This window comes from uncultured Martelella sp. (genome assembly GCF_963677965.2).
Lineage (GTDB): Bacteria > Pseudomonadota > Alphaproteobacteria > Rhizobiales > Rhizobiaceae > Martelella > Martelella mangrovi.
This window is the reverse complement of sequence record NZ_CAXXFM010000001.1, coordinates 2,315,995-2,330,924: the sequence shown is the minus strand read 5'-3', so window position 1 is coordinate 2,330,924 and position 14,930 is coordinate 2,315,995. Positions and strand designations below refer to the sequence as shown.

General features: G+C 61.4%; 15 protein-coding genes and 1 tRNA gene. 7 read left to right on the top strand and 9 right to left on the bottom strand.

The features are described from left to right. The first annotated feature begins 1 nt into the window (after position 1). Positions 2–1,006: an endonuclease/exonuclease/phosphatase family protein gene (locus ACHZCU_RS10910; RefSeq protein WP_319518794.1), complete on the top strand. Its 1,005-nt coding sequence runs from the start codon at positions 2–4 to the stop codon at positions 1,004–1,006. Between the two features lie 76 nt (positions 1,007–1,082). After that, entirely contained in the window at positions 1,083–2,030 is a 948-nt protein-coding gene (gene gshB, locus ACHZCU_RS10905; RefSeq protein ID WP_319518793.1) for a glutathione synthase, read from the top strand. Positions 2,031–2,034: 4 nt separating this feature from the next. Here gshB and ACHZCU_RS10900 read toward each other — a convergent pair whose 3' ends face one another. Beyond that, a complete protein-coding gene (locus tag ACHZCU_RS10900; protein WP_106309815.1) occupies positions 2,035–2,367 on the bottom strand; it encodes a TM2 domain-containing protein in 333 nt (110 codons plus the stop codon). A 215-nt stretch (positions 2,368–2,582) separates the two neighbouring features. Between ACHZCU_RS10900 and ACHZCU_RS10895 the strand changes: the two genes are divergently transcribed. The 3 genes from ACHZCU_RS10895 to ACHZCU_RS10885 all read left to right on the top strand — a co-directional run bounded on the left by ACHZCU_RS10895 (position 2,583) and on the right by ACHZCU_RS10885 (position 5,552). After that, positions 2,583–4,121, top strand: a complete 1,539-nt coding sequence (locus tag ACHZCU_RS10895; protein ID WP_106309812.1) for a YifB family Mg chelatase-like AAA ATPase — start codon at positions 2,583–2,585, stop codon at positions 4,119–4,121. A gap of 84 nt (positions 4,122–4,205) precedes the next feature. Beyond that, positions 4,206–5,243, top strand: a complete 1,038-nt coding sequence (locus tag ACHZCU_RS10890; protein ID WP_319518792.1) for a DUF2793 domain-containing protein — start codon at positions 4,206–4,208, stop codon at positions 5,241–5,243. A gap of 69 nt (positions 5,244–5,312) precedes the next feature. Continuing rightward, positions 5,313–5,552 carry a hypothetical protein gene (locus ACHZCU_RS10885; protein WP_319518791.1) on the top strand — a complete coding sequence of 80 codons (240 nt, stop codon included), beginning with the start codon at positions 5,313–5,315 and terminating at the stop codon, positions 5,550–5,552. A 10-nt stretch (positions 5,553–5,562) separates the two neighbouring features. Here ACHZCU_RS10885 and ACHZCU_RS10880 read toward each other — a convergent pair whose 3' ends face one another. From ACHZCU_RS10880 to ACHZCU_RS10845, 8 genes are all read right to left on the bottom strand, one after another. After that, on the bottom strand, positions 5,563–6,903 hold the full coding sequence (locus tag ACHZCU_RS10880; protein ID WP_319518790.1) for an MATE family efflux transporter: 1,341 nt from the start codon (positions 6,901–6,903) through the stop codon (positions 5,563–5,565). 142 nt (positions 6,904–7,045) lie between these two features. Beyond that, the gene (locus tag ACHZCU_RS10875; protein ID WP_319518789.1) at positions 7,046–9,073 is read right to left on the bottom strand and encodes a hypothetical protein; all 2,028 of its coding nucleotides are present in this window, start codon (positions 9,071–9,073) and stop codon (positions 7,046–7,048) included. Beyond that, the gene (locus ACHZCU_RS10870; protein WP_319518788.1) at positions 9,058–9,951 is read right to left on the bottom strand and encodes a hypothetical protein; all 894 of its coding nucleotides are present in this window, start codon (positions 9,949–9,951) and stop codon (positions 9,058–9,060) included. Before ACHZCU_RS10870 ends, ACHZCU_RS10875 begins: the two co-directional genes overlap by 16 nt. Positions 9,952–10,046: 95 nt before the next feature. Then, positions 10,047–10,235 carry a Trm112 family protein gene (locus tag ACHZCU_RS10865; protein WP_106309791.1) on the bottom strand — a complete coding sequence of 63 codons (189 nt, stop codon included), beginning with the start codon at positions 10,233–10,235 and terminating at the stop codon, positions 10,047–10,049. Positions 10,236–10,245: 10 nt separating this feature from the next. Next, the gene (locus ACHZCU_RS10860) at positions 10,246–10,911 is read right to left on the bottom strand and encodes an LON peptidase substrate-binding domain-containing protein (RefSeq protein ID WP_319518787.1); all 666 of its coding nucleotides are present in this window, start codon (positions 10,909–10,911) and stop codon (positions 10,246–10,248) included. A 12-nt stretch (positions 10,912–10,923) separates the two neighbouring features. Beyond that, the gene (gene trxA, locus ACHZCU_RS10855; protein WP_106309785.1) at positions 10,924–11,898 is read right to left on the bottom strand and encodes a thioredoxin; all 975 of its coding nucleotides are present in this window, start codon (positions 11,896–11,898) and stop codon (positions 10,924–10,926) included. A 57-nt stretch (positions 11,899–11,955) separates the two neighbouring features. Continuing rightward, entirely contained in the window at positions 11,956–12,471 is a 516-nt protein-coding gene (locus ACHZCU_RS10850) for a prolyl-tRNA synthetase associated domain-containing protein (RefSeq protein WP_319518786.1), read from the bottom strand. A gap of 123 nt (positions 12,472–12,594) precedes the next feature. Beyond that, positions 12,595–14,184, bottom strand: a complete 1,590-nt coding sequence (locus ACHZCU_RS10845) for a fucose isomerase (protein WP_319518785.1) — start codon at positions 14,182–14,184, stop codon at positions 12,595–12,597. A 78-nt stretch (positions 14,185–14,262) separates the two neighbouring features. On the opposite strand from ACHZCU_RS10845, the gene ACHZCU_RS10840 reads away from it, so the two are divergent. Next, positions 14,263–14,445: a hypothetical protein gene (locus ACHZCU_RS10840; RefSeq protein ID WP_319518784.1), complete on the top strand. Its 183-nt coding sequence runs from the start codon at positions 14,263–14,265 to the stop codon at positions 14,443–14,445. Between the two features lie 259 nt (positions 14,446–14,704). Continuing rightward, a tRNA-Gly gene (locus ACHZCU_RS10835) sits at positions 14,705–14,779 on the top strand. Positions 14,780–14,930 lie beyond the last annotated feature (151 nt).

Here is a 14,930-nt window from a genome sequence, read left to right as displayed (position 1 = left end):
CATGCCAGAACTCTTTACCGATTGTGTCCCCGCGCTGGACGCGCCCGGACGCGCCGAGCGCGCGCGTATCTCAGGCCTTGAGAAGGCAAATCACATCCATGACCGGCTGCAGCAGGAGCTTGGATGCCTGCACACGATCGAGACCGGCGGCAGGCCGGACAGGGATATGCCGCTTGCCTTTCCCTTTACGGCGGCCGCCTGGAACCTGCAGCGCGGCCTTTTCCCGCATGAAAGCGCTTCAAGGCTTGCTGCGGAAAACGCCGCCGTGGTGATGCTTTCGGAAATGGACAACGGCATGGCGCGCACCGCCCAGCGCCACCCGACCGCAGAAATCGCCGACGATCTGGCCATGGCCTATGCCTATGGCGTCGAATTCATCGAACTCGGTCTCGGCAATGCCGCAGAGCGACCCTTCTGCACTGACGATTTCAACGCCAGGGGCTTTCACGGCAATGCGCTGCTTGCCCGTACGCCGCTTGTCAGCCCGTTCATGCTGCCGCTTTCCGGAGACCCGATCTGGTTCAGCCGTGACAAGGACCAGCCGCGCATCGGCGCGCGCATGGCCATCGGTGCGCAGATCGAAACGGCGCAAGGGCCCCTCGTCGCGCTGTCGACCCATCTGGAAAGCCATGGCGACATTGCGCTTCGCGAACGGCAGATGGCCGATATCTTCGCGCTTGTCGACTGGCATTTTTCCGGCCTTCCGGTGCTGATCGGCGGCGATCTCAACACCGTCAACCGCAGCGGCAGCGACCCGGACGTCGAGACACTGTTTTCGCTCGCCGCAGACAAGGGCTATGAGCGCCACGGCGGACCGGCGGACCGGATTACAACACGGCCGAGCCTGATCTCGGAGGAGCGCCCGAAGCCGATGAAGCTCGACTGGTTTCTGTCCCGTGGGCTGGACATTTCCGAAAGCCGCGTCATCGATGCTCTTGATGCCGACGGCAAGCCCCTGTCGGACCACGACCTGCTGATCTGCACCGTCGCCGGCGTCCGCTCCTGATCGGGAACGATTGCCAAGCCGCACCGCGATGACTACATATCGTGGCGCTTCAAACCATATCGGGGGCTCCAGTTTCATGGCCGCAATCAAAAACGTCGCTGTCCAGATGGACCATATCTCCACCGTCAAGATTGCAGGCGATTCGACCTTCGCCATGTGTCTGGAAGCCCAGAACCGGGGCTATAACCTGTTTCACTACACACCCGACCGGCTGAGCCTGCGCGACGGCAAGGTTTTCGCCGCCGTCGAGCCGATGACGCTGCGCGATGTCGAGGGCGACCATTATACGCTCGGTGCGGCCGAACGCGTCGACCTTTCGACCATGGATGTGGTGCTGCTGCGCCAGGACCCGCCCTTCGACATGGCCTATATCACCTCCACCCATCTTTTGGAGCGCATCCACCCGAAGACGCTGGTGGTCAACGATCCGGCCTGGGTGCGCAATTCGCCGGAAAAGATTTTCGTCACCGAATTCGCCGACCTGATGCCGCCGACGCTGATCACCAAGGACGAGGGCGAGATTGCGCGGTTTCGCGAGGAAATGGGCGACATCATCCTGAAGCCGCTTTACGGAAACGGCGGCGCCGGCGTGTTCCACTCCACCCGCGACGACCGCAACTTCACCTCGCTTCTGGAAATGTTCGCGCAGATGTTCCGCGAGCCCTATATCGCCCAGGCCTACCTGCCGGCCGTGCGCAAGGGCGACAAGCGCATCATCCTCGTTGACGGCGAATTCGCCGGCGCAATCAACCGCGTTCCGGCCGAAACCGACAGCCGCTCCAACATGCATGTCGGCGGCCGCGCGGAACCCTCCGAGCTGACGGCGCGCGAGAAGGAAATCTGCGCCCGCATCGGCCCGGCGCTGAAGGAACGCGGCTTCATTCTCGTCGGCATCGACGTCATCGGCGACTACATGACCGAGATCAACGTCACCTCGCCCACCGGCATCCGCGAAGTGCAGAAATTCGGCGGCGCGGATATTTCAGCGCTGATGTGGGACGCAATCGAGAAAAAGCGCGGTTGAGACGCTATTTCGTCTGCCCGACCAGCGCCTGCTGCGTGAGTGAGGTGCGCAGTTCGTTCTTCTGGGCTTCGATCATGCCGGAGATCAGGAACAGGTCGACCAGCCACCAGATGCCGAAAATGGCCAGAAACAGAAAACCGATAAAGAAAACCAGCGTCAGCCAGCCGACGACATTCAGCAGCAGCATGGTGACGGCGGTGCCGGGCCGGCCGAGATAAAACCGGTGGGCGCCGGCCCAGCCGACGAAAAACCAGAGCAGATAGGCCGCCGCCGCCGATTTCGCGCCATTGGTTATCCGCTGTTCGATCAGGATCTGTTCTTCGGTTGTCAGTCCCATTTCAATCTCCGCCTTATCTTGCCGGCAAGCCTGTGTTTCGAATCGTTTACGGTGCGAACACGGCAAATGTCCATCCCCAATGACATTGACACATCCGGCGCTCCGATAAGTTCCTCTTTTGTTCTTGCATTAATGCGCGCATTGTGGAATCTTTACAACCAAAAGATTTGACGGAATGTCGTTTTCAGCGAACACCGATCGGAGCGGGGCTTGTCATGGTGTCGAGAATACAGACGGTTGCATTTCAGGGGATCGAGGGGGTTCCGGTCGATGTTCAGGTGATGGTGGCGCCGGGCAAGATCGGCATGCAGATCGTCGGACTGCCCGACAAGGCGGTCGCCGAAAGCCGTGAGCGGGTTCAGGCCGCCCTTCATGCCACCGGCCTTGCCCTGCCGCCCAAACGGGTGACCGTCAACCTCGCGCCTGCCGACCTACCGAAGGAGGGTTCGCATTTCGATCTCGCCATCGCGCTCGGGCTGATGGCAGCCCTTGGCGCCGTGCCGGCGGATGCGCTGACCGGTTACGTCGTCATCGGCGAGCTCAATCTCGACGGCACGATTGCCGCCGTCGCCGGTGCGCTGCCGGCCGCCATCACCGCAAACGCACAGGACAAGGGGCTGATATGCCCGGCCGATTGTGGGCCGGAAGCCGCATGGGCCGGAAGCGACATTGATGTTCTGGCGCCGAAAAGCCTGATTGCGATCGCCAATCATTTCAAGGGCACACAGGTTCTTTCGCGCCCGGCCCCAGCCGTCCGCGCCAGCGCCCGGAACCTGCCGGACCTTGCCGAAATCAAGGGGCAGGAAAGCGCCAAGCGCGCGCTTGAAGTGGCGGCCGCCGGTGGCCACAATCTGCTGATGGTCGGCCCGCCGGGATCGGGCAAATCAATGCTGGCCGCGCGTCTTCCTTCGATCCTGCCGCCGCTTTTGCCGCAGGAACTTCTGGACATGTCGATGGTGCATTCGATTGCGGGCAAGCTTTCGGGCGGACGCCTGTCCGACCGCAGGCCTTTCCGCGCGCCGCATCATTCCGCCAGCATGGCGTCACTCGTCGGCGGTGGCATAAAGGCGCGACCGGGGGAAGCATCACTTGCCCATCACGGCGTCCTGTTTCTCGACGAACTGCCGGAATTTTCGCCGCAGGTGCTCGACGCGCTGCGCCAGCCGCTGGAAAGTGGTGAGTGTGTGATAGCGCGTGCCAACCACCGGGTCTCCTACCCAGCCGCCTTCCAGCTCGTCGCTGCCATGAACCCCTGCCGCTGCGGCATGGCGGGCGAACCCGGCCATAGCTGCGCGAGGGGGCCGCGTTGCGCCGCCGATTACCAGGCCCGCATCTCCGGCCCGATGATGGACCGGATCGACATCCGCATCGACGTACCGGCCGTCAGCGCCATGGATCTCATCGGCGCCAGCGCCACCGGCGAGACAAGCGCCGCCGTGGCAAACCGCGTGGCCCGCGCCCGTCAGGCTCAGCGCGAACGCTTTGCGGCGCTCGGAAGCGATCCGGCCACCGTCAATGCCCGCTGTTCGGCCAATGTAATCGAGAAGCTTGCTGAACCCGATGCGCCGGGACTCGCGCTTTTGCGGGAAGCAGCCGAAAAGATGCGGTTTTCTGCCCGTGGTTATCACCGGGTGTTGAAGGTTGCCCGCACCATCGCCGATCTTGACGGCAAGGCAACAGTCGGCCGGGTGCATATCGGCGAGGCCATTGCCTACAGGGTCTCTGCGGCCGAACGCGTCAATACCGCGGCATAGGCGCATTGCCCACCTTTTTCCCCGCGCACTCCGACGGCGCTAGGCTTGAGCCATCAGGCCACAGGCCCGCAACAGGAGTGTAACATGTCGGATCAGACGGCCAGGATCGGCCTTCCCTTCATACTGCCCGCACAGGCCCAGAAACACGTCACCCACAACGAGGCGCTTCAGCGGCTCGATGCAATCGTCCATCTCACGGTTCTCAGCGCCGGCACTGCACCGCCTGCAAGCCCCGATGACGGAACCTGCCATCTGGTCACGGAGGCGCCAACCGGCGAATGGGCGGGACATGCCGGTGCGATCGCGATCTTTCAGGACGGCTACTGGCAGTTCATCACACCGGTCACCGGCTGGTCTGCCTGGTTTGCAGCAGACAGCGCCCTGCGCATTTTCGACGGCAGTGACTGGGTTTCCCCGCCCCTGCCGGCCGACCTCTCAGCCTCCATGCTCGGCATCAATGCCGCCGCCGATGCCACAAACCGGCTTTCGGTTTCATCCCCCGCAACGCTTTTCAACAATGCCGGCAGCGGGCACCAACTGAAAATCAACAAGGCGACGGCGGGCGACACGGCATCCCTGCTCTACCAGACGGGCTGGTCGGGCCGAGCGGAAATGGGGCTTGCGGGCTCGGACAATTTCGCGATCAAGACCAGTCCCGACGGCGCAAGCTGGTACGAGGCGCTTCGGATCACCCCCGAAGGCGCCGTTGTTATGCCGTCGCGACCGCTTGCCCGCGCGGCGGCCCCGAGCGGATCCACCCTGATTACCGGCCCGGCAAACCGCGGGTTCGGCACATTGCATGTCGGCGAAGGCGGATTTGCACTGGGTGGGAGCGTCACCGGCGGCGGCAACCGGCTTATGTTTCCGACAAGCGGCTATTACGCCGTCAACCTCACCGTCACGGCCGCTGCCACGGGCAGTTATTCGGTGTCCCTGGAAAAGAACGGGTCGGAAAACTGCGTCATCCTGCGCGGAATTGCCACCGGCGGTAGTCCGCTTACCCATTCGGCTTCCGCCATCAGCTATTTTTCGGCCGGCGATTATGCCCGCCTCGCCTTTTCCGGCACCGCAACCTATGAACTTGGCTACGGCGCGACGGAAATGACGGCCATGCTGCTTTGAGGTTCGTCTTGCCATCGACCGCCCTTCCCCGCTATGCCTTGTCGAAACACACCCCGGAAAGGCGATGACATGGCAGGCAAGATCGACTGGCGCGAAAGCCTTAATCTGAAACATCCGTCTCTCAAGCCGCTCTGGATCCGGGTTCTCGCCGTTGCGGTGTGTGGCGGCTGGGCCGTTGCCGAAATCTTTATCGGCTCGCCCTACTGGTCGATCCTGTTTGGCGCGGCCGCAGCCTACATGGCCTATGCCTTCTTCATTTCTCCGGACAGTTCCTATTTCAGCGAACCTGAAAACAAACCAGAAGAATAGGCCAAAAATCTCAGGCCGGGTGAGGCCCCGGAAAAGTGCGGTCCGCCAGCTTCGGCAGCATGTAGCGGAAAGCGACAGAGCGCACGCCCTGAAACAGCAGCATGGCAATCCACAGGCCGTGATTGCCGAAAAGCGGCTGCAGCACGGCCCAGGCGGCGAAATAACAGGCGAGCGAAAACAGCATCAGCGTGCGCATTTCGCGTGACCATGTCGCGCCGATGAATACCCCGTCCATCTGGAAGGCGATGACGCCGACAAGCGGCATGATCGCCGCATAAGGCAGATAGACATGGGCCAGCGCCTGGGTCTTGGCGATCGGCGCGATCAGCGCGACCACATATGGCCCGGAGATGAAAAACGCAGCGGAGACGAACACCGCCATCGCCACGCCCCAGAGCGTGGTCAGCCGGATCACCCGGTCGAAGGCCGGGCGATAGAAAGCCCCGACAGCGCGGCCGGCAAGCTGCTCGGCGGCGGTGGCAAAGCCATCGAGAAAGGCAACACCGAAGAAATAGTAGCGCAACAGCACCGTGTTGGCGGCCAGAACATCGATACCCAGAACGCCCGATTGCCGGGTGAAGAACGAAAGCCCGATCAAAAGCGCAAAGGAGCGGATCATCATGTCGCGATTGACCGAGAAAAGCCGTTTCACGGTGGCAAGATCCGGAACTTCCCATTTGTGCCGGTCGGTACGGCGCAGGATGAGAACGACGCCGGCAATCGCCGTCAGCCCCTCGGCCACCAGGCTTGCAGCGCCCGCGCCCGCAAGCCCGTAATTCAGCCACAACACCCAGAAGAAGCTGAAAAACAGATTGAGCGCATTCAGCGCGACCTGCAGGAGAAGCGCGGTCACCGCCTCGCCGCGGCCGATAACCCAGCCGAAGACGACGAAATTGAACAGCGCGAACGGTGCCGACCACACCCGCCAGGCATAATAGGTCCAGGCTGCGTCCCCTACCGCGCCGTCGGCATCGAGCACGTAAAGGCCAAGCCGGCCGATGGGAACATGCAGCGCCAGGATAAGAAGACCGGAGCCGACCGCAATCAGGATGCCGCCGAGCAGCATGCGTTGCTCGGCACGGGGATCCTCCGCCCCGACGGCCTGCGCGGTAAAGCCGGTGGTCGCCGCGCGCAGGAAGTTGAACGTGGTGAACAGCACATCGAAAATCACCGCCGCCAGCGCCACACCGCCGATCAGCACCTCGTCGCGCAATTGCCCGACCACGCCGGTGGCCGCAAGGCTCACCAGCGGGGTGGAAAAATGCGCGATCATCATCGGCAGGGCGATGGTGAGCACCTGCCGGTGCGTCACCGAAAAAGGGCGCGGAACGCGACCGGTAGCGGTTTCCAAAACAGGTTCGTCCTTGATATGCGGCTCGCCCGGTGTGCATCAGCCGGTGGGCCCGGCCGAAAAAAGGCGATAGCATCGATTAGGTCGAGAATTTCCGGATCGTCAAGACCTGCCGCATGAAGTTTCGCCCCATCGGCGCGTCTTACTTATCGTCACAGCTCAGCGCGTGGAAATAGTCGCCCCAGCTATCGATGCGGATGCCGAAATGGCGGCCGCTGTCGAAGACACGGCCACCATCCCAGACAAGGTCGCCATCTCTGGCGGTTCCGCGCATGTAGACAACGCCGTTATCCGTCATCAGATCGACGAAGCGGCGCGCGCCACCCTCGATACGCCCTGAAATGTCGGTAAATTCTCCGCTGTCGTCGCCCTCCATCACCCGATAGCGCAGATTATAATCGATCGGCACATCGCAGCGGTTGGTCAGCACGAAGGTAATCGCAAACCGGGGATTGGCCTCGATGGCGCGGAAAAACGGCGACCCGCTGCCCATCACAATGGCCTCGATGGCCTCGACTTCCGTTTTTCCGAGATATCGCCCAAGTCCGGGCGAAAGATAGACCCCGAAAATGCCTGAGGCGGCGCGAATGCCGGCCCCCGACGCACCATCGGGCAGCGTGCAGTTCACCGGCATCAGATCACCCGGTTCGATTTCAAGCGCCGCACAGCCCGAAGCCGTCATCAGCCCGCCCGTCGCCGCATCATGAAACTGCACCACCGGGCGACCATCGCCAGCGCCTGCTTCCTCCCCTCTGTAGAAGGATATTTCGTCCGTTTCGGCCGCAAAGGGCGGGCGCTCGGAAGGCTCGCGGACCTCAACGAGGGCGATCTGGCTTTCAGGCGCGCCGGCCGTGCTGAAGGGGGCTGCATCCACCGGCAGATAGACGCGCTGGATGAACCGACGCGAAACAGGGATATAACCGTCATCGAGATCGATCCGCGGCATAACCTGCCGGTCGGCAATCACCTCTCCGGTTTCGGGGTCGAGAACGCAGGCGGCTGCGGTCAGAACATGGCGCGGCCCGACCACGGTTGCGCTGCAGACCACCTGATCGATGCCGGTGACAATGGCCGCCAGCGAACGGTTGTCTGTCGCACGCGCGTCGACCGGCTGAATGCCGTTTTGCGCAGGCTCCACCACCGCATCTGCAACAAGGTCTGCACGCGTCGGACCGCTTTTCTCGTAAGAAGCCTGATCGTCTTCCATCAGCGCCATGATCGCGGCGGCGTCGCCCCGTGCCTCGTCATAGGCCGTCGGATCGCCCGCCTTCAGGCTGTCCGGCAGGCTCAAAAGCCGCTCGAACTTGCGCAACAATTCAAGCGGCACCGCCGACCGGAAGGCGGGTTCTTCAAATTGCGCTGGGTCCTCGAGTTGTGCTGCGACCTCATAGCCGAAACTGCGGGCAGCGCCGGAAAGCAGGCGATTGACCGCCTCGGCCGTGGCGATGGAACGATTGCGCATATTGTTTTCGGCAAGATAGGCCATCAGGTCCGCGGCCGACCAGCTGATGCCGGCGATCCGCACACCGTCCGGCTGCAATGCGCCGTCATTCCAGATCTGCTCCGCGGTGGCGGCGGGGACCGGTTCCCCCGCAGCATCCCCGCTTTCCCAGACGAAAACATCGGACCAGTCCGGGCTTTGCGGCTGATTGCTTGCCCACGCTCCCGGCAGGCCCGGCGCTTCGACAGTCTGCGCGAGGCCGATAGCGGCATCCTGGCCTGGCACGCGAAAGCGAAAGATCAGTTTGACTGCATAAGGCAGGACGGGCGGTGCGGCCTCCGGCAGTGCAGCACTATCCGGCACGCTGCCTGTCAGCGACCAGAGTTGAAACGCACCGGGGCCAAGCGTGGGCAAGGCGTAGAGGTAGTCCTCGAGATCATAGCGAAACCGGGCGGAGACCACCGGCTTGCCGGCATCAAGCACCATTGTCAGTTCGCTGTCCCAGCCGAGCGTCACCGTCGAGGCAGGAGCTGTGTCCTCTTCACGCATCGGGTGCCGGAATTCGGCTTCGTGTGCATTGCCTTCGGCCGTGATCACGCGCGCGTCATCGGCCAGCGCCCCCACCGGAAACAGCATCAGTGCAGCAAGAAAAAGCACCGGTACGCTGCGCAGTTTTACAAACGATACAGCATCCAGCCAGTCACAATGACCGTTCAGGAATCGAGCCATGCTTCAAATCCCCTTTGCTGTTCGTCCGAGATGAAGAGTTTGCGCTTTCCACCAAGCGATTCGATGTTGAGGCGCTGGCCATAATAGCCGTCGGCACCGGCTCCGACGTGATCAAACGGCACATAGGTCAGCACATACCAGCCGGAGACGGCCAGAGCGGCAATCACGCCGAGGCCGGCAGCAAGGCCGATCCGCCTTTTTGCTGTCCGGCCGTGCGTCGCGGCGACGGTCGCAGATGGTTTGTCGGCGGCGGTCTCGTCCTCGTCACCTGCAAACACACCATCGGCAAGCAGATAGACGCCCTGCGCCGTACCCAATGCCGCGGCCAGCGGATCATCCGCATCGGGTTCGATGACGGCGATTGCACGATGACGCACAAGATTGCGGGCGTCATTGCTGGAGAGAATCCGGCCCGAAAGCGGCATCTGAAGTTCGACCACCGCCCCGGTTGCCGCTTCGATCGTATAGAGCACGCTGTTACGATCAATCCATTCTCCCGGCTCGGCGTGCACTTTCATGAGATTGGCAGGATAAAGCGCGGCATCGACAGGCGTGCGCAGCTCCACCCGTCTCGTGCCGGTTGGCAAGGCCGTTTCCGCCGGCATTTGCGGATGGAATTCTTCCGATGCGTCATCATCGGCAACGTTGAGTTCGATCAGCGTTTCACGCGCGCTCAGGACGGCGCCGACGGCAAACGGCGATGTCACCGCCTCGCCGCTATGACTGGCGTGAATATGGAGCAGCCGGCCATTGGCCGTCTCCAGATCATAAAGCGGATCACCGCTGATGATCGTGTCGCCCGATTCGAAATAGTTTCTTTTGACCCGGGCCGGATAGAATTCATCTCCGGCCGGGCTTTCAATGATCACACGTACCATCGCATTCACAGCCCCCGCTGCGGGCAAACGTAATCGAGCGCCCGGTCATCAGCAAGTGACAAGCCGATCCAGTGTGAAGAAGCCTTTCCGAATGCTTAAAGTTCGAGCGGGCGTGCTTCCGAGGCCAGCATGATCGGCACGCCATCGCGGATGGGATAGGCCAGCCGCGCCTTCTGCGAGACAAGCTCCTGACGCTCGGTATCATAAGTCAGCCGTCCCTTGGTCACCGGACAGACCAGAAGCTCCAGCATTTTCGGATCGATACCGGCATCCTTCCTGTTCATCGGGGATGCCCTATTGCAGCTTGTCGCCGGGATCGCCGGCAAGCGCGAATTCGATGATCGCCACGAACATTTCCGCGCGGGCCTTGAGATCCGGCGCCTCAAGCAGCGCCTGTTTTTCCGCCGGCCCGAACGGCGCCATCATCGAAAGCGAGTTGACCAGCGTCAGATTACCCGCCTGTTCGATATGCTCCCATTCAGTCTCCAGCCCCTCGGCCTCAAGATAGGCGCCGAAGGCTTCCAGCAGCGCGGCGCGGTCGACGCCGGCTTCCTGAGCCTCGACATTGAGATCGCCCATGAACGGGGCGATCTCGAAACTGCGGAACGGTTTGGCGGTGTGCACTTCCTCGATCAGCCGCACACGGCAAATGCCGGTGAGCGCCACGAGATAGCGCCCGTCCCCGGTTTCCGCAAAAGAGGTGACCCGCCCGACACAGCCGATATTGGAAAGCGGCGTTTGCGCGTCGACGTCCAGCGTCTCGTCGTGATGAACGGGCTGGACCATGGCAATCAGCCGGTTGCCCGCGACCGCATGGTCGACCATTGCCAGATAACGCGGTTCAAAGATATTGAGCGGCAATTGCCCCTGCGGCAGCAACAGCCCGCCCGTCAGCGGAAACACCGGAACCACGTCCGGCAAGTCCTTGCGGGTCAGATATCGGGCATTGCCAATCTGCATGATGCGCTCCCGTTACGAAAACAGGATCGTGGAAAGCCTGCGGCGCGCGGTAATCGTTGCCGGGTCCTTCGGGCCCCAGGCTTCGAAGAAGTCCACCAGTTGCCTGCGTGCGCCGTCATCCTCGAATTCGCGATCCTTGCGCATGATCGTCAGCAGATGTTCGGCCGCCTCTTCGCGCTTGCCTTCCGCATTCAGCACCTTGGCTAGTTTCATGCGGGCGGCGTGATCGTCGGGATTGTCGGCCAATGCCTGTTCAAGCGCTGCCGGATCACCGAATTTGCGGGCTTCCTCGATCTGCGCGATGCGGGTGGCGAGCGCCTTGATGGCGTCATCCTCCTTCAGTTCCTCGGGCACCTGGTCGAGAACCTGTTTTGCGCGGTCAAGCTGGCCGGCGGCAACCATGCAGCGACCGATACCGGCAAGGGCTTTGGGGTTTTCCGGATCGGCCTGCATGACGCCGGCAAAAAGCTGGCCGGCTTCCTGCAGTTTCTCCTCGGCCAGCAATTGTTCTGCCTGCTCGAGCGCCGAAGCGATCTCGGCCTTGCGATCCTGCTCGGACGGGTTGGCCGACGACAGCTTGGCGATGAACTCGTTCACCTGGCTTTCGGGCACGGCGCCCATGAAACCGTCGACCGGCTGACCGTTGGAAAACGCGATAACGGCAGGAATCGACTGAATGCCGAGCTGACCGGCAATGGCAGGGTGATCATCGATATTCATCTTGACCAGCTTGACCTTGCCGCCGGCCCCCGTAACCGCCTTTTCAATGATCGGACCAAGCTGCTTGCATGGCCCGCACCAGGGCGCCCAGAAATCGACCAGCACCGGCTGAGTGCGCGATTCCTCGATCACGTCCTTGGTGAAATCGGCCGTTGTGGTGTCCTTGATCAGTCCGCCGGGCGGTGTCGCGCCGTTGGTTGCGCCATCGGCCGATACATTCATCTGGCCACTGAAGGAGCCGCCATATGGGTTGTCAAAACCGCTCATCAATATCTCCCCGTCTGGCCCGCAGGGCCTGTTCCGACTTTGCCTGTAGATCGTGTGTCACGCCGTCACTTTCAAGACAAGCGGTTCGTGTCCCGTCGCCCGGATGAAGCGCAGAAGATCATCACGGTGGATGGAAGTCGTCGCCGTGTTGCGCAGCGGATGACAGTTTATGGTTTCGCTCTCCATCAGATCCGCATCGAGGATGAAGGTCACCTGATGCTGGGTATCATTGATCGCGCCCAGCGCGGTAACCGACCCCGGTTCGACACCGAGATACGCCATCATCGCATCCGGCTTGCCGAAGGAAACCCGGCCCGATGCACCGATCAGATTATGCACCTGCTTTAAGTCCACCGTCGCATATTCCTCGACGGTCAGCAGAAAATAGCGGCTCTTCTTGTCCTTGATGAACAGGTTCTTGGTGTGGCCGCCGGGAATTTCCTCCCGCAGATCATCGCCTTCGGCAACGGTGAAGACGGCGCGGTGTTCCCGGTTGTCGTAGGCAATCCCGAGTTCATCGAGATAGGTGAACAGATCTTCGGACGATTTGGGGGCGGTCTTGGAAACAGTCATGGCGGCCAGGTGCTTTTCGACGGCGTGAAATCACAACGCGCCTGTTTCACCACCATTCGAGGCCGAATGCAACAATGGCCCCGCCTGCGCAGGGCCATTGCAACAAAATCACGGCAAGGCGTGCTAAACGCCGCAGAAGCTGACCGTCATACCCATTTTCGCCGCAAGCGCGGCCTTGGCCATCATCGCCTTGTCGGCTTCCGCAGCCGAAAGCGCATAGGCAACCTGAATATGGTTGGCCTTGTGGCGCGCCATCATCTGGTCGCGCGAAACACCGGTCAGAACCGCATTCATGATCGGCCAGGGATAGTCCGTGGCCCGGCTGCGGCGTTCGCACTCTTCCGGCGGCAGCTTGACCGCCTGCCCGCGACCGATATCCATGTGCAGGGCGCCGTCCTTGAGGAAGATGCGGCTCCAGACGATTTCGCCGGGCTTGGCATAGCCCTTCAGCGTTCCCCCGCCGAAGGGAAAGAACATAGCCGGCTGGCGATAGCTTTCCGACCCTGCCCAGCCGCCTTCGTGGTGGGCGGGCGGAACCGCGCCGGAAATCTCGAACACCCAGATGAAGTCGTCGCGCGAGCCCGATTTGTCGCCGTCGCCCCAGCGCAGGTCGTGCAGCGTGGTCTCCACCGGCTGGCCGAGCGCGCGATGCAAGCGGTTGGTCAACACCGCATCGAGGCCGGCGCATTCATCGACCTCGTTGAAATGCACGATTGCCCGGCCATCGCGGATGATCGAACCATCTTCACGGGTCACCGGCGGACGGTCATCATTGTTGAGCATGCCCTCAACCAGGTCGGAGGCCGGCAACAGATCCTTCAGCCCCTGCTGATACTGGATGCCAATCGCTTCACAGCCGAAGAAATCGGCCAGTCGAACGGCAGCAATATACATCCGGCACTGATCGATGACCTGATCTTCGGTCAGTTCCTCCTTCGGATCGGCGCCGAAGTGGAAGGTCATGCCCTTGTCGAGCATCCACTGATAGGCGGCACGCGCTTCTTCGTCACGCACCTGTTTCGTGGCGTGATAGAGCGCGGACTGTGACAGCCGCTCCTTGAACACACCGAGTGGCATCAGGATTTCATCCGGAATGATGGCATTGTACATGCCCATGCAACCCTCGTCGAAAACGCCGAGGATGATCTTGTTGCCGGCCAGATCGGCGGCAATCTCATCTGCAAGTCCGGCCAGTTCGGCCGGCAGCGAAGCCGCATCGAACGGGCGGACATGGCTTTCATCGTGGGCAATCGTACCGGTCTCGAGCCAGCTCTTCAGGCCTTCACGGAAAAAATCGTCATCGAAGGTCTCGCTCCACAACGAAGCATAGGGAACGCCGGCCTTGGTCAGCGAGCCATTCAGGTTCAGCAGGCCGACGAGACCCGGCCATTGTCCCGACCAGTTTGCCACCGTCAGGATCGGCCCCTTGTGCGCCAGCAGGCCGGGCAGCACATGATAGGAATATTGCCAGACGGCCTCCGCCACGATGATCGGCGCGTTCGGATCGATAGTCCTGAAAACATCCATGCCCTCACGCTGGGTGGCAATGAAACCGTGTCCGGCGGGCTTCACCGGGTGAGCACGCTTCAGCGTATGCCCCATTTCGGCAACGACTAAGGCTAGCTTGTCCTCCATCGCCTTTTGCGTGGGCCAGCACTTGGTGTTGGCGCTTTCGCGCAGGTCACCGCTGGCAACCAGCATGATATCCGTCATATCCATTTCCTCCCGGTTGTCATGAAAGCGAGATCACGTCCCTTGCAGACTGGCTGGCTGCGCGCGCCGGATGGAAACATGACCAGCGACCCGGAAACCAATTTTGAAACGAAATCCCGATTTTTCGTTAGCAAATTCGTGTCAGCACCCGTGTTATCCCCGGAAATGACACTTGTCCAGCAGCAAACGGGTGCGCGACAAAACGACGTCTTCCGGCAGGATGCAAACGAACCGACGGAGTCAAGCACCATCCAGAAATGACGGGAATCCTCGGCAGGGCAAATGCCCCGATCTCTGACCTTCATCCAACGCGAGAACGCCCGGCGCACACGGAAATTCCGCCCCCGCTCCGCTTTCTTCCGTTAATGCACTGAAAATGCTTCGCGATTTTTCGCACACAAAAAAATGCAGAAATCCATCATTTCGTTGTTGCATTTGAAATCGGGTTAGGCCATATACGCCCTCGTCGCCGACACGGTGACATCGCCGGTCACTGACTTACCCCGGACCGGTTTGATGAGCGGGTGTAGCTCAGGGGTAGAGCACAACCTTGCCAAGGTTGGGGTCGAGGGTTCGAATCCCTTCGCCCGCTCCAGTTTTTCTTACTTACATAATTTTTTGGTTGTGCAATAAAAGGCGCTTGCCTGTTCGTTTCCGGACATAACGCGTTTTTCCGTGGCGCGTGGAACTTTTCCCCTGCATGCGGGTTTTATGTCGGTGTTTATCACTGACGGTAAAGCAAATGC